Below are 20,420 nucleotides of genomic sequence, written 5' to 3'. Positions count from 1 at the left end.
TCAGCCGGCCCAGCTCCAGCGCTGCGGGTGGAAGCTGGCGAGCGGGTCCTGCGTGGTGCCCTCCAGCCCGTCCTTGATCACGGAGACCTGGTAGACGGGGTTCGGCAGCCACATGACCGGCAGGTTCTCCGCGCCGAACTTCGAGTACTCCTGCATGACCGACGGGTCGGTGCTCTCGGTGGAGTCGTGCATGAGGGTGTCGAGCTCGTCGTCCGAGTAGGAGCCGAAGTTCGACGCGGCGCCCGTGCCGAACACGCGCTCGCCGCTCGGGTAGCCGCCGAAGTACCAGCTCCCGGCGGTGCCGAAGAACGGCAGCTCCCAGTCGCAGTCCGCCTGGTCGGCGGTGCACGGGGCGATGGAGGACAGCACCGTGTTCAGCGGCGCGCTCTCGATGGTGACGCCCACGCCGGCCTGCTCGAACGTGGACTTGATCTCGGCGAACATGTTGTCGGTCTCGGCGGAGCCGCTCTGCGTCAGGATGGTGATCGCGAGCTTCTGGCCCTTCTCGACGTCCTTGCCGCACTCGTCGTCGCCGTCGCCCGGGCTGGTGCACTCCAGCACGCCGTCCGAGCCGGCGGTCCAGCCGTGGTCGGCCAGCAGCGCGGCGGCGGCCTCCGGGTCGAACGGGTACGGGTTGGTCTTCTGCTCCTCGGAGAGGAAGTCGCTCTCGGGGTTCTGCGGCACGGGGCCGTAGCCGGGCAGCGCGGCGCCCTTCCAGATGACGTCGGAGATCTGCTCCTGGTCCACGAGGTGCTGCAGGGCCTGGCGCACGTAGAGCTGGCGGTAGACCGGGCCCAGCTCGGGGTGGTTGAAGTTGTACGGCAGGTAGGTGATGGACCAGCCCGCCCACGGCTCGACGGCGTAGCCGAGCGACTCGTACTGCTCCGGCGCGTCCAGGCCGGTCGTGGGGATGTACCCGTAGTCGACGGCGCCGGAGCGCACCGCGTTCACCTCGGCGTCCGTGGACGTGTACGGCAGCAGGTTGACGGTGTCGATCGAGGCGGCGTCGTCGCCGTCGTACTTCGCGTTCTTCGTCAGCTCGACCTGGCCGCTGTCCGTGAACCCGGTCAGGGAGTACGGGCCGTTGATGGTCTGCCACAGCGGGTTGGACTCGTAGGTCGAGAGGTCCTCGCTCTGCGTGACGAGGTAGTCGAAGATCGCCTTGGCGCCCTTCTCGGTCTCGGCGAGGGCCGGGTCGGGCGTCTCGTCGTCGGCCGTCTTGGCCCAGGCGTGGGCGGGCAGCGGCACCACGAGCGTGAGCTGGGAGGCCTGCAGCCACTCCGGGTTGTAGACCTTGTCGAAGGTGAGCTCGACGGTCTTCTCGTCCGGCGTGGCCACCTCTGTCACGTTGTCGGGCATGCGGCCCTCGGAGTAGCTGGCCCAGACGTCCGTGTTGGCCTTGACGAGGTCGAACCAGAACTTCACGTCCGCCGAGGTGACGGGCTCGCCGTCGCTCCAGGTGCGGCCCTCGTCGAGGGTGATCGTCACGGTGCGGGCGTCGTCGGAGAAGGTGATCTCGTCGGCGAGATCGGCGCTCGCCACGCGCCCCACCTCCCCCTCGGAGCCGTCGTAGGCCACCAGGGGCTCCCAGAGGGTGCGCATGATGGCCGAGTTGTGGGTCGCGAGCTTGCCCGCGATGCCCAGCGGCACGATCCAGTTGGGGGTCGCGTTGGCGGGCAGGGCGTAGTTCACGTCGGTGCGGGCGGCGGACGCGTCCGCACCGGAGGACGTCGAGCATCCGGCGAGGAGGGCGACGGCGGCGGCCGCGCCGACGGCCAGCCGTGCGGCCCGTCCGGCATGCGTGGTGCGCATCTGGGTCTCCTTGGTCTGCGGGGCTGACGACGCCGAGGCCTGTGCGGCACGGCACTTGTTTCATCAGCCGAATAATGGAGCACCGTAGACGGAGGAAGTTTCCCGGATCTATGCGATAGCCGTAACAAGACTGTTAATTCGCCCGCGCAAAAAGGCGGGGCCTGCCCGGATCAGCGCGAACGTGGTGCAGACTCATGCCTGGAACTTGTTCCACTTCTTGTAAAAAGTGCGGCCCCCCGGTCGGCGGCACCGCACCCAGCCTGGAGGAGGCCCGTGCCCCAGCCCACGCGTCCCCGAGCCGCCGCGCCGCGGCTCGAGCGGGAGATCCTCGTGCTCGTGTCCAGCGGCCGCGCCCGCTCGCGCAAGGAGATCGCCGAGTCGCTCGGCATCGCGCCGTCCACCGTCTCGCAGCGGGTGCAGGCGATGCTCGCCGCGGGCGCCCTGGAGGAGACGGGCGAGGGCGAGTCCAGCGGCGGACGGCGGCCCCGGGCCCTGCGCGTACCCGGCAGCACCGGCTACCTCGGCGTGGTGGACGTCGGCGGCACCCACGCCCGGCTCGGCATCCTGCGGCACGGCGGCGAGCTGGCCACGACCACGGAGGTCGCCCTCGACATCGCGGACGGCCCCGAACCGGTCCTGACGCAGGTCACGGCCGGGCTGCGCGAGCTGGCCGGCGCCACGCCCGACGGCGGCCGTCTGCTCGGCGTCGGCATCTCCCTCCCGGGTCCCGTCGACGTCGCCCAGCGTGCCCTGGACAGCCCGTCGCGCATGCCCGGCTGGTCGGGGTTCGACGTCGGCTCCTGGCTGGAGGACGCGCTCGACGTGCCCGCCGTGGTCGAGAACGACGCCAACGCGATGGCCGTCGGCGAGCACTTCGGGCACGCCCGCCGCACGCGGCACTCGGTCTCCGTCAAGGCGGGCAGCGCGATCGGGGCCGGGATCCTGGTCGACGACCGGCTCTACCGCGGGGCGGGCGGCGCGGCCGGCGACATCACGCACACCCGCATCCCCGCCGGCGGCGACACCCCGTGCACCTGCGGCAACCGCGGCTGCCTGGAGACGGTGGCCTCGGGCGCCGCCCTGGTGCGGCTGCTGAGCGAGCAGGGGTACGACGTCGCCGGGACGGCCGACGTCCTCGCCCTGGTGCGCGACGCCGAACCCGTGGCGACCACGCTGACCCGGACCGCGGGCCGGCACCTCGGCGCGGCGCTGTGCACGGTGGTCAACTTCTTCAACCCCGGCGCCGTGTACCTGGGCGGCGCGCTGTCGACGCTGGAGCCGTTCGTCTCGGCGATCCGCAGCCAGATCTACGAGGGCGCCCACCCGCTGATGACCCGCGACCTCGTGATCGCGCCGTCCGGGCTGGGCGCCGACGCGAACCTCGTGGGCGTGGGCCGCCTGCTGGAGGACGCGCTCGTCCCGCACGCCTTCGCCACCACGCCGTCTTCCGCACCGTCCCCCACAGCGTCGTCCACAACAGCGTCGTCCACAACAGCGTCGGAAGGACCACGATGACCAACCCCCGCCCGCGGGTCGCGATCGCCGGCATGTCGATCGAGTCCAGCACGTTCTCCCCGCACCGCTCCGGGTGGGAGGCCTTCACCCTGCGCCGCGGCGACGAGCTGGTGAAGCACTACCCGTTCCTCGCCGACGGCGCTCCCCTGCGCGACGCCGCCGACTGGACCGGCGTGCTGCACGCCCGGTCGCTGCCCGGCGGGGCCGTGCCCGCCGAGGTCTACGAGTCGGTGCGCGACGAGATCGTGGCGACGCTGCGCGAGCAGCAGGCGCAGCACGGGCCGTACGACGGCCTGCTGCTCGACATCCACGGCGCGATGACCGTGGTGGGCCGCGACGACGCCGAGTCCGACCTCGCGGCGGCGGTGCGCGCCGCCGTCGGCCCCGGGACGCTGATCAGCACGACGATGGACCTGCACGGGAACGTGCCGCGCGAGCTGGCACAGGCCAGCGATCTGATCACCTGCTATCGCATGGCCCCGCACGAGGACGCCTGGGAGACCCGCGAGCGCGCCGCGGCGAACCTGCTGGAGCGGCTCCGCGCGGGAGGGGCGCCCAAGAAGGCCTGGCTGCAGGTCCCGGTGCTGCTGCCGGGCGAGAAGACCAGCACCCGCATCGAGCCCGCGGCGTCCGTCTACGCCGACGTCGCCCGCGTGGCCGACCTCCCCGGCGTGCTCGACGCCGCGCTCTGGGTCGGGTACGCGTGGGCCGACGAGCCGAGCTGCCGGGCCGCCGTCGTCGTCACGGGCGACGACGAGGAGGTGATCGTGCGCGAGGCCGAGCAGCTCGCCCGGCAGTACTGGGACGCGCGCGACGACTTCGCGTTCGTCGCGCCCGCCGCGCCGTACGACGAGTGCGTGGCGACGGCCCTGGCGAGCGCGGCGCGGCCGTACTTCCTGTCCGACTCGGGCGACAACCCGACCGCGGGCGGCGCGGGCGACGTCACCTGGACGCTGGCCCGGCTCCTCGCGGAGCCGGCCTTCGCCGCCGCGCCCGAGGACGGCGGCCGCACCGCGATCTACGCCTCCCTGCCCGACGCCGGGGCGGCGCGGTCGGTGGCCGCTGCCTTTGCCGCGGAAGGCGCGGGCGCGGCGGTCGACGTCGAGGCCGGCGCCCGGGTCGACGACGGCCCGCACGGGCCGGTCCGGCTGACGGGCGTGGTGGAGCACGTGAGCGAGGGCGACCCGGACGCCGGGATCGTCGCCGTCGTGCGCGTGGGCGGGCTGCGCGTGATCCTGACGGAGCGCCGCAAGCCGTACCACCTGGAGAGCGACTTCACGGCGATCGGGCTGGACCCGCGCGGCACCGACGTCGTCGTGGTGAAGATCGGCTACCTGGAGCCCGAGCTGTACGACATGGCGGCCGACTGGATGCTCATGCTCACCCCGGGCGGCGTCGACCAGGACCTGCTCCGCCTGGGCCACCACCGCCTGACGACGCCGACCCACCCGTTCCACGAGTTCGATGCGGAACCCGACCTCCGCGCCGAACTCCTCTGACCCCGAGCCCCCAAAAGCGCTGAGTGCGGGCCATGTGTTGCTCGGAGGCCCCGAGAACAACAGATGGCCCGCACTCGACGAAGCCTGGGTCAGGCCTCCGCGACCAGGGAGAACAGGTCCTTCGGGTTCTCCGGCTCGGCGATGAGGTCCAGGTGCTGGAGCAGCTCCGGCGCGTTCGCCGTGACGTCCGCCAGCACGAACTTCAGCGCGGTCCAGTCCTCCACGGCGAAGCCGACGGAGTCCCACACGATGAGCTCGTCCTGGCTCCGGCGACCCTGCGCGGCGCCCGTGACGACCTGCCACAGCTCCGTCACGGGGAAGTCGGCGGCCTGACGCTGGATCTCGCCCTCGATGCGGGTCTGCTCCGGCAGCTCGACGAACACGCTCGCCCGCGCCACGATCGCCGGGTCCAGCTCGGTCTTGCCCGGGCAGTCGCCGCCGATGGCGTTGATGAACACGCCGCCGGTCACGTCCGCGTCGTGCAGCACGGTCGCGTTCTGCTTGTCTGCGGTGCAGGTGGTGATGACGTCGGCGCCGCGCACGGCGTCGGCGGCGTCGTCGGCGAGGACGACGTCGAAGCCGAGCGCCTTGGCGTGCTTCGCCAGCTTCTCCATCGCGTCGCGGTCGACGTCGAAGACGCGCAGGGTCTCGATACCGAGCTCGGCGCGCATGCCGAGCGCCTGGAACTCGGCCTGCGAGCCACAGCCGATCAGGGCGAGCGTCCGCGAGTTGGCCGGCGCCAGGTAGCGGGCGGCGAGGGCCGACGTCGCGGCCGTGCGCAGCGCCGTGAGCAGCGTCATCTCGGCGAGGAACGTCGGGTACCCGTTGCCGACGTCGGCCAGCATGCCGATCGCGGTGACCGTCTGGAATCCGTTCGCCGGGTTGAGCGGGTGGCCGTTGACCAGCTTGAAGCCGTAGGTCTCGGCGTCCGAGGTGGGCATCAGCTCGATGACGCCCTCCGAGGAGTGCGACGCGATGCGCGGACGCTTGTCGAGCTCGGGCCAGCGCGCGAAGTCGCGGTCCAGGGCGTCCGTCAGCGCGGCGATGGCTGCCTCCGGGCCGCGGCGGGCGACCCAGCGGGCGGTGGCGGCGACGTCGAGGTACGGGACGGTGGTCATCGGATCTCCTCGGTGGTGGCGGGGCGCAGCTCGAGCGTGCAGCACTTGACCGAGCCGCCGCCCTTGAAGATCTCGGACAGGTCGATGCCCACGGGCACGAAACCGCGCTCCTTGAGGGCGTCGGCGTAGTCGCGGGCGCGGTCGCTGAGGAACACGTTCAGCCCGTCCGAGACGACGTTCAGGCCCAGGACGGCGGCGTCCTCGGTGCCGACCAGGATCGCGTCGGGGAACAGGGCGCGCAGCTTCTCCTGCGCGGCCGGGCTGAACGCCTGGGGGTGGTAGGCCACGACGGTCTCGCCGGAGACGGCGCCGTCGTCCAGCACGGAGAGGGCCGTGTCGAGGTGGTAGTAGCGCGGGTCCACGAGCTCCAGCGGGACCAGCTCCATGCCCTGCTCCGCGAGCTCCAGCCGCTCGGCCACCTCGGCGTGGCCGGCGGGCGTGGTGCGGAAGCCGGTGCCGGCGAGCAGCAGCCTGCCGATCGTCAGGAGGTCACCCTCGCCCTCCATGATCTCGGTCGACTCGCCGAGGCGGCGGTAGCCCTCGGCTGCGGGCGTGCCGAACCAGCGGTCGTACGCCGGGCCCTCGGCCGCGCGCTCCGGGTGGGTGAAGCGGGCGGCGAGCGCCCGTCCGCCCACGACGATGCCGCCGTTGGCCGCGTAGACCATGTCGGGCAGGCCCGGCTCGGGCTCGATGATGTCGACCTTGTGACCGCGCGCCTCGTAGGCGTCACGCAGGGCCTCCCACTGGGCGAGGGCCTTGGCGGTGTCGACGGGAGACGACGGGTCCATCCACGGGTTGATGGCGTAGACGACGTCGAAGTACGTGGGCGGGCACATGAGGTAGTGCCGCGGCGTGGCGGTCCGCTGCGCGGTGGTCTGCGTCATGGCGCGAGATTAAGGCCGCACCGATTCACAACAGGCGAGCATCCGTTGCGTATCCAGGCACGGATTCTTGCGCAATCGCAGCGAGTATTGAACGATTCGTTCATGGATGCCGTGAACCGGGCAATCGTCGGCGAGCTGCTGCGCGACGGGCGTGCCACGTACCAGGAGGTCGGCAGCGTGGTGGGCCTCTCGGCGCCGGCCGTGAAGCGTCGGGTCGACCTCATGCTCGCCCGCGGGGAGATCGCCGGCTTCACCGTGCGCGTGGACCCGCAGGCCATGGGCTGGATCCTGGAGGGCTACGTCGAGATCTTCTGCTCCGGGATCGTGTCACCCAAGGTGCTGGAGCGCGACTTCGCGCCCATCCCCGAGGTGGTGCGCGTCTCCACCGTGACCGGCGACGCGGACGCGATCGTGCACGTCATGGCCACGAGCATGGAGGAGATCGAGCGCACCGTGGAGCGCATCCGGACCGTGACCCACGTGGTCAAGACGCGCACGGCGCTGGTGATGTCCCGGGTGGTGGACCGGCCCGGGGCCTAGCTCCACCCGGCGGCGGTCCTCGCGGGCGGCGGCGGAGCTTAGGCTGTCCTCACCAACGCTCCCCCACGGCTCCGGAGGACGCCCTCGATGATCAGGACCGCGGTTTCGGACGACGTCGCCGGCTGGCTCGACGTGCTCGGCCCCCTCGCCTTCTACCTGGCCGTCTGGGGCCTCGTGTTCGTCGGCACGGCGTTCTTCGTCGGCGTCTTCATCCCGTTCCTCACCGGGGACGGGCTGCTGTTCGGCGCCGGGATCGTGGCCGGCAGCACCGACCGCATCGACATCTGGGTGCTCGCGATCGGCGTCGGCGTCGCCGCCGTGGCGGGCGACCAGGTCGCGTTCCTGCTGGGGCGGAAATACGGACGCCCGTACCTGAGCACCCGCAAGGGGCGCTGGGTGCAGGCCATGGTGGTGCGCACCGAACGGTTCTACGAGCTGTTCGGCTGGTGGTCCGTGGTGATCGGCCGGTACATGCCCTGGGCGCGCGTGTTCGTGCCGGTCATCGCGGGCATCGGCGGGATGTCCTACCTGCGGTTCCTGACCGCGAACATCTTCGGGGCCGTGAGCTGGGGCGTGCTCATCACGGTGCTCGGCTACCACGCGGCGTCGGACCCGTCGGTCCGGCCCATCGCGTACGTCGTCGCGGGCGTGGTCATCGCGGCGTCCGTCGTCGCGGGCGTCCGCGCCTGGCGCCACGACCGGGCGGGCCGCGTAGCACCGGCCGAGTGATCAACCGAGCGCGCCGGGCGATCAACCGGTGTCGACGCGTCGCGCACAGGCTGGGAGCATGCCAACCCAGAACACCGCTGCACCCGTGCAGCCCAGCAGCCAGGACGGCCCGCCGCCGAGCGTCACCCCGGCCCCGCTCCCCGGCAAGACCTGGTCCCCTCTGATCGCGCTCACCTCCGGCATCGCCATCCTGGTCGCGAGCGAGTTCCTCCCCGCGAGCGTGCTGCCCGGCCTCGCGGCCGACATCGGCGTGAGCGAGGGCACGGCGGGGCTTGCCGTCGCAGCGACGGCGATCGCGGGGGCCTTCACCGCGCCGAGCATCGCGGTGCTGCTTCCGCGGGCCGACCGCCGCAAGGTCCTGCTCGCCCTGCTGGCCGCCGCGACGGTCTCGAACCTCGCGGTCGCCGTCGCACCCAGCTTCGCCGTGCTGCTGGTCGGCCGGCTCCTGCTCGGCATCGCGATCTCCGGGTACTGGACGTTCGCCTTCGGCGTCGGCACGCACGCCGTCCCGGGCAAGGACCGGCTGGTGTCGTCAGCGATCTCGTTCGGCGTCAGCATCGCCACGGTGCTCGGCGTCCCGCTCGGGTCGATCGTGGGCGACGCCGTCGGCTGGCGGACGGCGTTCGGCGGCGCCGCCGCCCTCTGCGCGATCAGCGCGGTCGCCCTCGCGGTCGCCCTCCCCTCCGTACCGGCCCACCCGACGGCGGGTCTGCGCATGCTGACCGAGGCCCTGCGCAACGGGCGGCTGATGGCAGGCATCGGTTGCGTGGTCCTGGTTGCCTTCGGCAACTTCGCGGCCTACCCCTACATCCGCCTCGCAATCGACCGCATCGACCCGGGAGCCACCACCTGGATGCTGCTGGCCTGGGGCGTCGGCGCCGTCGCAGGCACGGTCGTCGCCGGGCTGCTGGCGCGCTGGCTCCGGCCGCTCGCCGCGGCCGCACCGATCGCGCTGGGCGTCGCCCTGCTGCTCAGCGCGACAGCCCCGTCCGTGCCGGTGCTGGCCGTCGCCGTGGTCCTGTGGGGCTTCGCGTTCAACATGGTCCCGGTGATCGTGCAGCTCTGGGGCTCACGGGTCGAGCCGGAACGGAGCGAGTCGGCGATGTCGCTCAGCGTCACCGCCTTCCAGGTGGCGATCACGGTGGGCTCCGCGCTGGGCGGGGCGCTACTGGACGGGTACGGCGTCCGGCCGCTGCTGCTGGTCGGCGCGGGGGCGGCCGTAGCTGCGGGCCTGGGCTGGGGACTGCTGCGGATACCTCGCGGCTGACGTCCTGCGTGCCCGTGCGGCGGGCGCCGGCCCCTCTGCCTCGGGCAGTGCGGGCGCCGGACCCGCCGCCTCGGGCATGGCGCGCCACGCGAGGGGCGAGATGCCATGGTCCGCGGTGAAGGCTCGGCTGAACGCGGCAACCGAGCCGTACCCCACCTCGAACGCGACCCGCGTGACCGCGAGGCACTGCTTGGTGAGCAGCCGGCGGGCCTGGTTCATGCGGACCTCCCGCAGCATCCGCATCGGGCTGTGCCCGGTCGCGCGGCGGAAGCGGTCCGTCAGCGCCGAGCGCGACAGGTGCACCAGGCCGGCCATCCGGTCGAGGTTCCACGGCTCGCCCGGCCGCTCCGCGAGGGCCGCCACGACCTGGGCCACCTGCGGGTCGTCGGCCGGACCGCCTGCCTCACCGTCCCGGTCGCCGACCTCCGCCGTACGGGCCATCGAGGAGATCGCCGCTCCGAGGAGGCCCGCGTAGGCCGCCGCGAACAGGCCCGCGTTGCACTCCGCCGTGAGCGGGCAGGTCGTGACCAGCGCGGCGACTCCGGGATGCTCGTCGCCGAACCCGCGCAGGACCAGCGGGCTCGGCCAGGCCGTGCCCAGGGCGGTTCGCCGGAGGTCGCCGTGCACCAGGTCGGTCTCGACGTCGGCCGCGAACCGGTGCGCCGTCCGGGAGCTGACGAGGATCGCGTCGCCCGGCAGGATCGTCCGGCGGTCGCCCGCCGTCTCGAGGGTCGCGGCACCCGACACGACCAGTGCCCAGAGCGCCCCGTGCCGGACCACCGTCGATCCGGCAGGCAACCGCTCGCGCTTCAGCGCCGTCATCTCCCACTCCATACGTAGCGGAGCCATGACGGGGCGCCCGCTATTCCCGGCAGGCCCCGTGCGCCCGGCACGCCCAGCCGGTGACCCCCTGGCATACTGCGCGTGACATGCCGGCTGCGAAGGAGTCACCATGCTGATCGTCGGTCTCGCGCTCGCGGGGATCGCGGCCCTGATCCACGTCTACATCTTCTACCTGGAGTCCTTCGCCTGGACCGAGAAGCGCACCCTCGCGACGTTCGGGATGAGCGCCGAGGAGGCCGAGGTGACCAAGCCGCTCGCGCTCAACCAGGGGTACTACAACCTGTTCCTCGCGATCGTCACGGCCGTGGGCATCGTGCTGACGGCGACCGGGTCGACGGCGGCGGGCGCCGCGCTCGTGCTGGCGGGGGCGGGCTCCATGGTGGCGGCGTCGCTCGTGCTGATCGTCTCGGACCCGAGCAAGAGCAGCGCGGCGCTCAAGCAGGGCGTGACCCCGCTGCTGGCCGTGGTCGCGGTCGTCATCGGCCTGCTGATCTGACGACCTGCCGATCATTCGGCGGTGACGTTGCGCAGGCGGCGGAGGGAGCGGGAGTCCTCGAAGCCCACCGTGCGGGCCGCCGACTCCACCGTGGCGCCCTGCCCGATGAGGTGCTCGGCGCGCTCGCGCCGCAGCAGCTGCTGGTAGCGCAGGGGCGTCACGCCGGTGGCGCGGGTGAACGCCCTGGTCAGCGTGCGCTCGGCGACGCCGGCCCGCGCCGCCAGGTCGGCGAGCGGCAGGGTCCGCGCGAAGTGCTCGTCGATGTGGTCCTGGGCGCGATGCACCGTGTCGTCGACGTGCGACCGGTGCCGCAGCATCGCGCTGGCCTGCGGCTCCGTCCCGTTCCGGCGGACGTACACGACCATCTCCCGGGCCACCCGGGCGGCCAGCGCCGGGCCGTGCCGCACGGCGAGCAGGTGCAGCGAGAGGTCGATGCCGCTGGCGATGCCCGCGGAGGTGACCACGCCGCCGTCGGTGGTGAACAGGACGTCGCGGACCACGTGCGCCCGCGGGTGCCGCGCCGCCAGCGCGTCCTGGACGGCGTGGTGCGTGGTGCAGCGGCGGCCGTCGAGCAGCCCGGCCTGGCCGAGGGCGTCGGAGCCCGCGCACACGCTGGCCACGGTGCCGCCCGCCGCGTGGTGCGCGCGGAGCCGCTCGCGCGCCTCCGCGGTCAGGCGGGGCCACGCCTGCGGGTCGTCGCCCACGCGCCATCCGGGGACGACGACGAGGTCGTCCGGGCCAAGCGCCGGCCAGTCCGTACCGGCGACCAGCGGGAGGCCCTGTGCGGAGGCGACCGTGGCGGCGTCCGGCACGGGGCTGCCGCCGGCCGGGGCACGGTCCGGAGGTCCGCCGACGGGCGCACCGGAGACATACCGCAGGTCGTAGCGGTGGCCGAAGTCCCCGGCCGTGAAGAACGCCTGCGCGGGGCCCGCCAGGTCGAGCAGGTGGACCCCGGGCAGGATCAGGAAGACGACGGTGGTCACGCCGTCGATGCTGCCACCCCGGCCGGGGAGCCGGCGTCGGCCTTGTCCTCGGACCCGAGCTCCGCGACCGTCGCGATGCGCGCGAACCGGTCACGGAGCACGGTCTCGGTGCGCTCCAGGATGTCGGCGGCGCTGAACCGGCCCAGCGGGTCCGTCGTGGTCGCGTCGCTGACGAACGTCACGTCGTAGCCCAGGTCGGACGCGACGCGCGTGGTGGTCTCCACGCACTGCTCGGCCCGGATGCCGCAGATCCGCAGCTCGCCCACGCCGTGGGTGGTGAGGATCTGCTGGAGGTTGGTCGTGGTGAACGCGTTGTGCGAGGTCTTGTGCAGCAGGGGTTCGCCGGGCCGGGGCTCGCCCAGCTCCTCGAACAGGCGGACGTGACCGGTCGCCGGGTCGAACGGGTTGCCCGACCCCGGCTCGGTGTGCAGCACCCAGATGACCAGGTCGCCGGCGGCGCGGGCGAGGTCGACCAACCGGTTGACGGGCTCGGCGACCCCTGGGTTGAGGGTCTCGGCCCACAGCGGGCGCACCCGGAAGGACTCCTGGACGTCGATGACGATCAGTGCTCTGCTCATGCCCCCAGTCTGCTTCCTGGTGCGGTCCGCGCGGGAGGCTGGATCAGGTCGCGGGGCGGACAGATCCGGTCACGCAAGGTGGGTCGCATCCGGAGCCGACGGACGAGGTTGTCCACAGATCTGGACCTGGGGGTGCGGTCGCTTGGTATCGAACGTATATTCGATCCAAGGACGTCTTATTCTTGTCGTTCATCGACGAAGGGAGCCAGGATGGAGACGCCGGACAGCCCCGCAACCACCATCGAGCGCGCCCTCGCCGCCGCATTGCCACCGGCTCCTGCGGGCACGACGACCTCGTTCCACACACTGTGCTGGAGCGCGCAGGCCCTGAGCGGCGAGGGATCCCTGCCGGCTGCCACGGTGACCTGGCCAGGTCATGGGCGCAGCACACATGCGACGGTGAGCGATCTCGTCGACGGGCAGACCGAGAATCCGGACCTGGCTTCGCTGCCACAGCTCACCGGCCTACCGGTGGGGGCGAGCCTGGTCGCTGCCCTGACCCGTGTCGAGGTGGCGGATACCGATGACGCCGCGCTCGTGGACGTCGCGGCGCGGTGGCAGGACGTGATCTCCTGGGCCACCGCGATGCAGTCGCGCGCCACCGGCGAGATCGCCCGACGACGCGGCTGGACCGCCGAGCACAACGCCGCCGCCGCCGAGATCAGCGCCCGCCTCCACATCCCACAGGGCGACGCGAACAAGCTCATGGCCCGCGGCACCGGCCTGGCCGACCACCCCCAGGTCATGAACGCCCTCCACCAGGGCCACATCGACACCGCCAAGGCCGACATCCTGCTACGCGCCGGCAACCCCCTGACCATCGAGGAACGCGACCACGCCATCACCCTCTACCTCCCCCAGGCCCCCGACCACACCCGCCGCTGGCTCCGCGACAAGATGAACCAGCACGCCACCCGACTGCACGGCACCACCGAAGTCGCCAAGCACGCCACCACCCGCCGCGCCGTGTTCCTGGACCCCGCCGACAACGCCATGGCCTGGCTCAGCGCCCACCTGCCCGCCACCGACGCGGCCGCCGTGTGGGACGCCGTCGAACAGACCGCCCACACGTTGCGCCGCACGCCTGGCAACACCCGCACCCTGGCCCAGGCCCGCGCCGACGCCCTGGTCGCGATCACCACCGGACGCATCATCGTCCCGCCCCAGCCTGATTGTGCTCCAGACACCGGCACCCAGACCATGCCGCGCACCACCGCGCCCGCCACCGGGTGCACCTGCGGCGGGTGCCTGTGCGGCGGCGCGACCGTCCGGGTCGTCACGGCCAAGCCCCAGATCAGGGTCACGGTCCCCGCCACCACGCTCCTCGGCCTGGACAACACCCCCGGCCTCCTCGACGGGTACGGCCCCATCCCCGCCGAGACAGCCGCCCGCATCGCCACCGACGCCACCTGGCAACGCCTGATCACCGACCCCGTCACCGGGATCCTGACCGACTACTCCACCACCACCTACCAACCCGGCAAGGTCCTCCGGCGCGCGGTCATCGCCCGGGACGAGACCTGTTGCTTCCCCCAGTGCGAGCGACCCGCCCGCTGGGCAGACCTCGACCACATCGACCCCTACGACCACCACCTCGACGCCGCCGACCGACCACCAGACATGCCGGGACAGACCCGCGCCACCAACCTCCAACCCCTGTGCCGCACGCACCACCTCGCCAAGACACACGGCGGCTGGGAAGTGATACGCGACCCCGGCACCGGAACCACGACCTGGACCGCACCCACCGGGCGCACCCACACCCGACCACCCACCCAAGTGGGTCACATCAGCAACGACGTCACCAGCCTCATCGACGACACCCGACACCGCCTCGGGAGCCAGGTGCGACCGACGGGCGGGCACCTGAACAAGCAGGGCGACTCAGCCGTCACGAAGTCCCGGGCACTCCCGGGTGAGCCACCGTTCTGATAGGCCCAATTTCATCCACAGGCGGGCGGGCCCGGACAGGTCCGGCGGCCTGGACTGGCCGCTCGGACCCGTGACCAACAACGCGCGGAATTCCACCTCGACCGGTCAGACCGTAAACGAGCCCATGTTCCGGCGCGCCCAGTCGGCGAACGTGTGTGCCGGCCGCCCCAGCACGTTCTCGATGTCGAGGCTGATCTGCTGCTCCTGCGGCGTCGGCTCTCCCAGGATCCCGAGCGTGCCCTCGACCACCGGCTCCGGCATGTACGCGACCATGTCCGCACGCGCCTCGTCCCTGGTCTGCTCGACAAATGCGATCGGCACGCCGAGCACCTCGGCGAGCACCCCGGTCCGCTCGCGCGGCGACAGGGCGGCAGGGCCGGTGAGCACATAGGAACGGCCGCCGTGACCGGTGTCGACCAGCGCGGCGGCCGCGACCTCCGCGATGTCGAGCGGGTCGACGGCGGGCAGCGCGACGTCACCGAACGGTGCATGGACGGCGCGCTCCGACCTGATGGTCGGGACCCAGGCGAGCGCGTTGCTCGCGAAGTCGGCGGGCCGCAGCAGCGTCCACTCCAGGCCCGAACCCTGCACCCGCTTCTCCAGCTCGGCGAGCGGGGCGTGCGAGGCCGACCCGGCCCGGGTGACGGCGCCCAGCGAGGACAGCAGGACGATCCGGCGCACACCGGCCTCCGCGGCGATGCCGATGATCCGCTCGGTGTCCAGGTGCCCGCCCGAGCCCGGCACCAGCAGGAACAGGGCGTCCGCACCGTCGACGGCGGCGTGCAGGCCCTCCGGCTCGGCCAGGTCGGCCCTCACCCCCCGGACCAGGCGGTGGTCGAGCGGGGCCAGACCCGCGCGGGAGACGGCGGTGACGTCATGGCCCCGTCGGGCGAGCTCGGCGACCAGCGGGCGGCCGATGTTCCCGGTGGCTCCGGTGACGACGATCATGGGTGCTCCTTGTCGGTAGGACGCGGCCCTCGACGCGGGCCGGACGGCCCCTGCGGCCGCGGTGCCGCCGACGTTACGAGCGTCAGTACAGTAGGTTCCCTCAGGAAAGTATTGGAGCCTGCCATGCCGAACGCGACACCGGCCACGAAGGCCGGGACCAGCACCTGGTACCCGCAGCCCGACGACGACCCGGCCACCGCGTGCCCCATCTCGCCGGTCGTCGACCTCGTCTTCAGCCGCTGGACGACGCCGATCCTGTGGGTGCTGCAGGCGCACGGGACCCAGCGCTTCGTGGAGCTGGAGCGGCGCATCGGGGTCACGCCCAAGGTGCTGACCCAGCGCCTGCGCCAGCTCGAACGCGACGGGCTGGTCCGGCGGAGGATCTACGCGGAGGTGCCGCCGCGCGTGGAGTACGAGATCACGGAGCTGGGCAGCAGCCTGCAGTCCGTCTTCGCCGCCCTGGGCGCCTGGGGCGACGCGCACATGGCCGACGTCGAGCGCTCCCGCGCCGACTACACGGGACCGCTCCCCCGCTGACCTGGCGGCGCCGGAGTGCGGGTGGTCGGCAAAAGGTCAGGTGATCGGCAGCCCGAACTACCGATCACCTGACCTTCTACCGACCACTCCGTTCAACCCGGTCCCCGCGCAATCTCAGCGCGGGGTCCGGGAGCGGGTCAGGACTGCACGAAGCGGAGCAGCACCTCGTTGACCTCGGACGCGTGCGTCCAGAGCAGGCCGTGCGGCGCGCCCTCGAGCTCTACGTACTCCGCCTCCGGGAAGGCGGCGTGGAACCGGCGGCCGGTCGCGTCGATCGGCAGGATGTTGTCCTTGGTGCCGTGCAGGATCAGGGACGGCTTGCCGGCGGCACGGACGGCCTCGACGTCGGCCCGGAAGTCCTCGATCCAGGACGGGACCACGGCGTACGCGGCGACCGGCGCGCTGCCCGTCGCCGTGTTCCAGCTCGCCGTGACGGCCTCCTGGCTGATGCGGCTGCCGAGGTTCTCGTCCAGGTTGTAGAAGTCCTGGTAGAAGTTGGTGAACCAGGCGAAGCGGTCGGAGCGGGCCGCCTCCGCGATGCCGTCGAACACGGACTGCGGCACGCCCTCGGGGTTGTCGTCGGCCGCCACGAGGAACGGCTCGAGGGAGGCGAGGAACGCGAGCTTGGCGACCCGCTCGGCCCCGTGGTTCTTGACGTAGCGGGCCAGCTCGCCCGTGCCCATCGAGAAGCCGACGAGGATGACGTCGCGCAGGTCGAGGGACGTCAGGACGGCGTCCAGGTCGGCGGCGAACGTGTCGTAGTCGTAGCCCGTGCCGACCTTGCTCGACTTGCCGAACCCGCGGCGGTCGTAGGTGATGACGCGGTAGCCGGCGGCGATCAGCTCACGCGACTGACGCTCCCAGCTGTTCCCGTCGAGCGGGTAGCCGTGGATGAGCACGACGGGCTGACCCGAGCCGTGGTCCTCGTAGTACAGCTCCGTGGAGGTGCTGTTCTCGGTGCCGACCGTGATGTAACCCATGTCCGTCTCCTTCTCGATCCCAGCGGAGAACGTTCGTTCTCCGCCCACGTCCGCTACAGTAGAGAACGAACGTTCTCCGCGCAACTCGTGCGGGACACAAGACGGGGTGAGATCGCATGATCGACGAGAAGACGGCGCGCGAGGACGTCGTCCGGGCCGCTGACGAGCTGTTCTACGCGCGCGGCGTGCAGGCCGTGGGCATGGACGCGGTGCGGACGGCGGCGGGCGTGTCCCTCAAGCGGATCTACTCGCTGTTCGCCTCGAAGGACGAGCTGATCGTGGCCGTCCTGCGCCACCGCACGCAGGTCTGGGACAACGGGCTCGCCGCGGCGTCCGAGCCGGCGACGACGGCCCGCGAGCGCATCCTGGCGATCTTCGACTTCCTCGACGCATGGTTCCGCGAGCCCGACTTCCGCGGGTGCGCGTTCATCAACACCCACGGCGAGCTGGGCGCGTCGTCGACCGCCGTCGCGGACGCCGTCCGCGAGCAGAAGCGCACCTTCCAGGGGTACGTCGCCCGGCTCGTGGCGGACGCCGGGGCGCCGCCCGCCCTGGCCCCGCAGCTCGCCATCCTGGCCGAGGGCGCGCAGACGACGGCCGCCATCGCCGGCACCCCGGAGGCCGCGCACCACGCGCGGGCGGCCGCCGAGACCCTGCTCGACGCCGCGATCCGCCCCGCCGGTGAAAGGATGACGCCATGACCATCGACGAGTCCGACGGCAGCGCACGGGAGGCCGTGCCCCACGCCGCGCCGGTTGCCCCGCACGACGCCGACTTCGCGTTCCGCTGGGCCTACGGCAACCCGGAGGCGCCGTTCACGATCGTGGAGTTCGGCGACTTCGAGTGCCCGTACTGCGGCGCGGCCAAGCCCGTGCTGCATGATCTCATCAAGAACTCGGACGGGCAGGTGCGCCTGGTCTGGCGCCACTTCCCGCTGTTCGAACCGCACCCGTACGCGCTCACGGCGGCCCTGGCCGCGGAGGCCGCCGGCCACCAGGGCGCGTTCTGGCCGATGGCGGGGCTGCTCTTCAAGAACCAGGACAGCCTCGACGACGCGTCGATCGTCCGGTACGGCGACCAGCTCGGGCTGGACACCAGCACCCTGGTGGGCGACCCGGCGCAGAAGTTCGCCGACGCCGTCCGCACCGACTACCAGGACGGGATCGACTCCGGCGTGCACGGCACGCCCACGCTGTTCATCAACGACGAGCCCTACCTGGGCGACGTCACCGTGACGGACCTGCGCGACACGATGGGCCTGTCGCGCAAGCGCACGTCGCGCTGGGGGCGGTAGGCGCCGGAGTATCGTGAGGAGTGGACGAGTCCGGGACGCCTCCGCCCGGGACCGGTCCGGAACCTTCTTGAGAGGTAGGCGTCATGACGACGTCGATCGCCGGCCCGCCGGCTGAGGGCCCCTCGCGCGGACCCCGCGGAGCCTTCCGATGAGCACCGCGGCCTGGATCCTGATCGTGATCCTTGCTCTCGCCCTGATCGGCCTCGCGATGGCCGTCAAGATCGTCAAGCAGTACGAGAGGGGGGTGCTCTTCCGGTTCGGCCGGCTCGAGGGCACCCGCGAGCCGGGCCTCCGAGTCATCATCCCGGTGGTCGACGTGCTGCACCGGGTCTCCCTGCGGATCGTCACGATGCCGATCCAGTCCCAGGGCATCATCACCAAGGACAACGTCAGCGTCGATGTGGCCGCCGTCGCCTACTTCCGGGTGGTCGACGCCGTGCGGTCCGTGATCGAGATCGAGGACGTCACCGCGGCCATCAACCAGATCGCCCAGACCACGCTGCGGAACGTCGTCGGGCAGCACGCGCTGGACGAGATCCTGGCGGAGACCGACCGGATCAACGACGCCATCCGCCTGATCCTCGATCGCACGACCACCGAGTGGGGCCTCCGGATCACGCTGGTCGAGCTCCGGGACATCCAGCTGCCCGACACCATGAAACGCGCCATGGCACGTCAGGCCGAGGCCGAGCGGGAGAAGCGCGCGAAGATCATCAACGCCGAGGGCGAGCAGCTCGCCGCCACGAGGCTGGGCGACGCCTCCGACATCATGATGGTGCACCCGCTGGCGTTGCAGCTGCGCAACCTGCAGACACTGGTCGAGCTCGGCGTCGACCGGAACACCACGGTCGTGTTCCCCGCGCCGCTGATGAGCACCATCGGCGAGCTCGGCGCCTTCCTGGCCCGCGAGGAGGCGGCCGCGGCGGAGAAGGCACCGGCCGGCGGCGACGCCGCCCCGGCCCAGGGTGACGCCGCCCCGGCCCGGGGCGAGGCCACCACGACGCAAGGGCAGGAGCACCACCCGAGGCCGGCGGTGCCCTGACGCCGTCAGGCCGGCGGGCGCCACGCCCCCTCGGGCAGCGGCGGCGGGCCGGAGGCCTCGTGGGGCGAGCAGAGCGGCAGCCGGTCGCCGAAGTAGCGCAGGATCACGGCGCCGATGATGCCCGACAGGAGCGACCCGACCAGGATGCCGACCTTGGCCTCGTTGATCAGGGCCTCGTCGTCGAAGGCGAGCTCGCTGACGAACAGCGCGATGGTGAAGCCGATACCGCACAGGAACGCGCCGCCGGCGAGATGCCCGTACCGGACCCGGCCCGGCAGGGTGCCCAGCCCGGTCACCAGCGCGATCATCGCGCCGAGGAACACACCTATCCCCTTGCCGAGCACCAGCCCGACGAGCACGCCGAGCGTGACGGGACTGGACAGGGCGGCGTCAATGGACTCCCCGGAGAGCACCACACCCGCGTTGGCCAGGCCGAACACCGGCACCACGACGTACGAGCTCAGCGGGTGCAGCGCGTCGAGCAGGCGGTCGCTGGTCGGCACGGCGGACTGCGCGGCGCGCACGGCGAGCCGGGACCGGGCAGGGTCCAGCTCCTCCATGAGCGCGCGCCCGTAGAAGCCGAAGTGCAGGCGCGCCTCGTCGTCGTTGCCGTGCCGCGCCGTGGGCACGGCGAGGCCCACGACGACGCCCGCGAGCGTGGGGTGCAGCCCCGACTCCAGGACGACCACCCACAGGACGGCGCCCACGATCAGGTACGGCGCGATCTGCCAGATGCCGATCCAGCGCATCGCGAACAGCACGACGGCCAGGACCGCCGCGAGCACGAGCGCGCCCATCATGAGCGCGTCGGAGTAGAAGATGCCGAGCAGGGCGATGGCGCCGATGTCGTCGAAGATCGCCAGCGTCAGCAGGAAGATGCGGAGCTGGTCCGGACAGCGCGGCCCCACGAGCGCCAGCACGCCGATGACGAACGCCGTGTCCGTGGACATCGGCAGGCCCCAGCCGGCGGCGTCCGGCCCGGACGGGTTGATCAGCAGGTAGATCCCGATCGGCACGGCCAGCCCGCCGATGGCGCCGAACAGCGGCACGGACGCGGCACGGAAGCTGCGCAGCTCGCCGACCGTCAGCTCGCGGTTCACCTCGACGCCGACCACCAGGAAGAACACGGCCATGAGGAAGTCGTTGACCCAGTGGTGCAGCGAGAGGTGCAGCTCCCACGTGCCGACCGTGAGGTTGATCGGCGTGTCCCACATGGCCTCGTACGAGCCGCCCGCCACGTTCGCCCACACGAGCGCGATGGCCGATGCCGCGAGCAGGAGCGTCGCGCCCCCGCCCTCGGTCGCGAAGTAGCTGCGCAGTCCCGGGGAGAGCCGGGGATACGGGATGACGACCCTGGGCCTGGGCCCTGGGCGGGTAGGTACTCCCGTAGGGATCCGGTCTGCCACGGGTCAAGGATAGAAGA

At 72.1% G+C, this 20,420-nt stretch carries 20 protein-coding genes; 11 read left to right on the top strand and 9 right to left on the bottom strand.

Going from position 1 to position 20,420, the window contains the following annotated elements; all coding sequences use genetic code 11:
- Complete coding sequence (locus tag ACH45N_RS06295) at window positions 1–1,812, bottom strand: peptide ABC transporter substrate-binding protein (protein ID WP_397392199.1); 1,812 nt, start codon at window positions 1,810–1,812, stop codon at window positions 1–3.
- 273 nt (window positions 1,813–2,085) lie between these two features.
- On the opposite strand from ACH45N_RS06295, the gene ACH45N_RS06290 reads away from it, so the two are divergent.
- Window positions 2,086–3,327: an ROK family protein gene (locus ACH45N_RS06290; RefSeq protein ID WP_397392197.1), complete on the top strand. Its 1,242-nt coding sequence runs from the start codon at window positions 2,086–2,088 to the stop codon at window positions 3,325–3,327.
- A complete protein-coding gene (locus tag ACH45N_RS06285; protein WP_397392195.1) occupies window positions 3,324–4,826 on the top strand; it encodes a M81 family metallopeptidase in 1,503 nt (500 codons plus the stop codon). Before ACH45N_RS06290 ends, ACH45N_RS06285 begins: the two co-directional genes overlap by 4 nt.
- 89 nt (window positions 4,827–4,915) lie before the next feature.
- On the opposite strand, the gene ACH45N_RS06280 is transcribed toward ACH45N_RS06285, so the two are convergent.
- Both ACH45N_RS06280 and ddaH read right to left on the bottom strand, forming a co-directional pair.
- Window positions 4,916–5,944: an ornithine cyclodeaminase gene (locus tag ACH45N_RS06280; RefSeq protein WP_397392193.1), complete on the bottom strand. Its 1,029-nt coding sequence runs from the start codon at window positions 5,942–5,944 to the stop codon at window positions 4,916–4,918.
- A complete protein-coding gene (gene ddaH / locus ACH45N_RS06275) occupies window positions 5,941–6,828 on the bottom strand; it encodes a dimethylargininase (protein WP_397392191.1) in 888 nt (295 codons plus the stop codon). The genes ACH45N_RS06280 and ddaH overlap by 4 nt, the downstream gene beginning before the upstream one ends.
- A gap of 102 nt (window positions 6,829–6,930) precedes the next feature.
- Between ddaH and ACH45N_RS06270 the strand changes: the two genes are divergently transcribed.
- The 3 genes from ACH45N_RS06270 (at window position 6,931) to ACH45N_RS06260 (ending at window position 9,364) form a co-directional block, all read left to right on the top strand.
- Window positions 6,931–7,368 carry an Lrp/AsnC family transcriptional regulator gene (locus tag ACH45N_RS06270; RefSeq protein ID WP_285102503.1) on the top strand — a complete coding sequence of 146 codons (438 nt, stop codon included), beginning with the start codon at window positions 6,931–6,933 and terminating at the stop codon, window positions 7,366–7,368.
- An 87-nt stretch (window positions 7,369–7,455) separates the two neighbouring features.
- Window positions 7,456–8,097, top strand: a complete 642-nt coding sequence (locus tag ACH45N_RS06265; protein ID WP_397392189.1) for a DedA family protein — start codon at window positions 7,456–7,458, stop codon at window positions 8,095–8,097.
- A gap of 58 nt (window positions 8,098–8,155) precedes the next feature.
- A complete protein-coding gene (locus ACH45N_RS06260; protein WP_397392187.1) occupies window positions 8,156–9,364 on the top strand; it encodes an MFS transporter in 1,209 nt (402 codons plus the stop codon).
- On the opposite strand, the gene ACH45N_RS06255 is transcribed toward ACH45N_RS06260, so the two are convergent.
- Window positions 9,263–10,186 carry a helix-turn-helix domain-containing protein gene (locus ACH45N_RS06255; protein ID WP_397392185.1) on the bottom strand — a complete coding sequence of 308 codons (924 nt, stop codon included), beginning with the start codon at window positions 10,184–10,186 and terminating at the stop codon, window positions 9,263–9,265. The two genes, ACH45N_RS06260 and ACH45N_RS06255, sit on opposite strands and share 102 nt — an antisense overlap.
- Before the next feature lie 130 nt (window positions 10,187–10,316).
- Here ACH45N_RS06255 and ACH45N_RS06250 point away from each other — a divergent pair, with 130 nt between their 5' ends.
- Complete coding sequence (locus tag ACH45N_RS06250) at window positions 10,317–10,703, top strand: DUF1304 domain-containing protein (protein ID WP_397392183.1); 387 nt, start codon at window positions 10,317–10,319, stop codon at window positions 10,701–10,703.
- A gap of 11 nt (window positions 10,704–10,714) precedes the next feature.
- Here the strand turns inward: ACH45N_RS06250 and ACH45N_RS06245 are convergent, their stop codons facing one another.
- Both ACH45N_RS06245 and ACH45N_RS06240 read right to left on the bottom strand, forming a co-directional pair.
- On the bottom strand, window positions 10,715–11,686 hold the full coding sequence (locus ACH45N_RS06245; RefSeq protein WP_397392181.1) for a GlxA family transcriptional regulator: 972 nt from the start codon (window positions 11,684–11,686) through the stop codon (window positions 10,715–10,717).
- The gene (locus tag ACH45N_RS06240) at window positions 11,683–12,264 is read right to left on the bottom strand and encodes a cysteine hydrolase family protein (RefSeq protein ID WP_397392179.1); all 582 of its coding nucleotides are present in this window, start codon (window positions 12,262–12,264) and stop codon (window positions 11,683–11,685) included. The genes ACH45N_RS06245 and ACH45N_RS06240 overlap by 4 nt, the downstream gene beginning before the upstream one ends.
- Before the next feature lie 399 nt (window positions 12,265–12,663).
- On the opposite strand from ACH45N_RS06240, the gene ACH45N_RS06235 reads away from it, so the two are divergent.
- Window positions 12,664–14,196: an HNH endonuclease gene (locus ACH45N_RS06235; protein ID WP_397392177.1), complete on the top strand. Its 1,533-nt coding sequence runs from the start codon at window positions 12,664–12,666 to the stop codon at window positions 14,194–14,196.
- A gap of 105 nt (window positions 14,197–14,301) precedes the next feature.
- Here the strand turns inward: ACH45N_RS06235 and ACH45N_RS06230 are convergent, their stop codons facing one another.
- Complete coding sequence (locus ACH45N_RS06230) at window positions 14,302–15,144, bottom strand: SDR family oxidoreductase (RefSeq protein ID WP_397392175.1); 843 nt, start codon at window positions 15,142–15,144, stop codon at window positions 14,302–14,304.
- A gap of 123 nt (window positions 15,145–15,267) precedes the next feature.
- Between ACH45N_RS06230 and ACH45N_RS06225 the strand changes: the two genes are divergently transcribed.
- Window positions 15,268–15,681, top strand: a complete 414-nt coding sequence (locus ACH45N_RS06225) for a winged helix-turn-helix transcriptional regulator (RefSeq protein ID WP_397392173.1) — start codon at window positions 15,268–15,270, stop codon at window positions 15,679–15,681.
- Window positions 15,682–15,818: 137 nt separating this feature from the next.
- Here the strand turns inward: ACH45N_RS06225 and ACH45N_RS06220 are convergent, their stop codons facing one another.
- Window positions 15,819–16,661 carry an alpha/beta fold hydrolase gene (locus tag ACH45N_RS06220; RefSeq protein WP_397392171.1) on the bottom strand — a complete coding sequence of 281 codons (843 nt, stop codon included), beginning with the start codon at window positions 16,659–16,661 and terminating at the stop codon, window positions 15,819–15,821.
- Window positions 16,662–16,777: 116 nt separating this feature from the next.
- Between ACH45N_RS06220 and ACH45N_RS06215 the strand changes: the two genes are divergently transcribed.
- The 3 genes from ACH45N_RS06215 (at window position 16,778) to ACH45N_RS06205 (ending at window position 18,997) form a co-directional block, all read left to right on the top strand.
- Window positions 16,778–17,362, top strand: coding sequence for a TetR/AcrR family transcriptional regulator (locus ACH45N_RS06215; protein ID WP_397392169.1), 585 nt, complete (start codon window positions 16,778–16,780; stop codon window positions 17,360–17,362).
- Window positions 17,359–17,955: a DsbA family protein gene (locus ACH45N_RS06210; protein WP_397392167.1), complete on the top strand. Its 597-nt coding sequence runs from the start codon at window positions 17,359–17,361 to the stop codon at window positions 17,953–17,955. The genes ACH45N_RS06215 and ACH45N_RS06210 overlap by 4 nt, the downstream gene beginning before the upstream one ends.
- Window positions 17,956–18,103: 148 nt before the next feature.
- Entirely contained in the window at window positions 18,104–18,997 is an 894-nt protein-coding gene (locus tag ACH45N_RS06205; protein ID WP_397392165.1) for a slipin family protein, read from the top strand.
- 5 nt (window positions 18,998–19,002) lie between these two features.
- Here ACH45N_RS06205 and nhaA read toward each other — a convergent pair whose 3' ends face one another.
- Window positions 19,003–20,403 (bottom strand): Na+/H+ antiporter NhaA, encoded by a 1,401-nt coding sequence (gene nhaA, locus ACH45N_RS06200; RefSeq protein WP_397392163.1) that lies wholly within the window; start codon window positions 20,401–20,403, stop codon window positions 19,003–19,005.
- Window positions 20,404–20,420 lie beyond the last annotated feature (17 nt).

Source organism: Promicromonospora sp. NPDC019610, from assembly GCF_044389365.1.
In the GTDB taxonomy this organism is placed as follows: Bacteria; Actinomycetota; Actinomycetes; order Actinomycetales; family Cellulomonadaceae; genus Promicromonospora.
The sequence above is the reverse complement of the archived record's forward strand: the minus strand, read 5'-3'. Positions and strand labels throughout refer to the sequence as shown.

Bases quoted from the DNA above. Each gene is read 5' to 3' on its own strand.
- ACH45N_RS06295 (WP_397392199.1), bottom strand. From the start codon at position 1,812: ATGCGCACCACGCATGCCGGACGGGCCGCACGGCTGGCCGTCGGCGCG.
- ACH45N_RS06285 (WP_397392195.1), top strand. From the start codon at position 3,324: ATGACCAACCCCCGCCCGCGGGTCGCGATCGCCGGCATGTCGATCGAG.
- ACH45N_RS06280 (WP_397392193.1), bottom strand. From the start codon at position 5,944: ATGACCACCGTCCCGTACCTCGACGTCGCCGCCACCGCCCGCTGGGTC.
- ddaH (WP_397392191.1), bottom strand. From the start codon at position 6,828: ATGACGCAGACCACCGCGCAGCGGACCGCCACGCCGCGGCACTACCTC.
- ACH45N_RS06270 (WP_285102503.1), top strand. From the start codon at position 6,931: ATGGATGCCGTGAACCGGGCAATCGTCGGCGAGCTGCTGCGCGACGGG.
- ACH45N_RS06265 (WP_397392189.1), top strand. From the start codon at position 7,456: ATGATCAGGACCGCGGTTTCGGACGACGTCGCCGGCTGGCTCGACGTG.
- ACH45N_RS06260 (WP_397392187.1), top strand. From the start codon at position 8,156: ATGCCAACCCAGAACACCGCTGCACCCGTGCAGCCCAGCAGCCAGGAC.
- ACH45N_RS06255 (WP_397392185.1), bottom strand. From the start codon at position 10,186: ATGACGGCGCTGAAGCGCGAGCGGTTGCCTGCCGGATCGACGGTGGTC.
- ACH45N_RS06250 (WP_397392183.1), top strand. From the start codon at position 10,317: ATGCTGATCGTCGGTCTCGCGCTCGCGGGGATCGCGGCCCTGATCCAC.
- ACH45N_RS06240 (WP_397392179.1), bottom strand. From the start codon at position 12,264: ATGAGCAGAGCACTGATCGTCATCGACGTCCAGGAGTCCTTCCGGGTG.
- ACH45N_RS06230 (WP_397392175.1), bottom strand. From the start codon at position 15,144: ATGATCGTCGTCACCGGAGCCACCGGGAACATCGGCCGCCCGCTGGTC.
- ACH45N_RS06225 (WP_397392173.1), top strand. From the start codon at position 15,268: ATGCCGAACGCGACACCGGCCACGAAGGCCGGGACCAGCACCTGGTAC.
- ACH45N_RS06220 (WP_397392171.1), bottom strand. From the start codon at position 16,661: ATGGGTTACATCACGGTCGGCACCGAGAACAGCACCTCCACGGAGCTG.
- ACH45N_RS06215 (WP_397392169.1), top strand. From the start codon at position 16,778: ATGATCGACGAGAAGACGGCGCGCGAGGACGTCGTCCGGGCCGCTGAC.
- ACH45N_RS06210 (WP_397392167.1), top strand. From the start codon at position 17,359: ATGACCATCGACGAGTCCGACGGCAGCGCACGGGAGGCCGTGCCCCAC.
- ACH45N_RS06205 (WP_397392165.1), top strand. From the start codon at position 18,104: ATGAGCACCGCGGCCTGGATCCTGATCGTGATCCTTGCTCTCGCCCTG.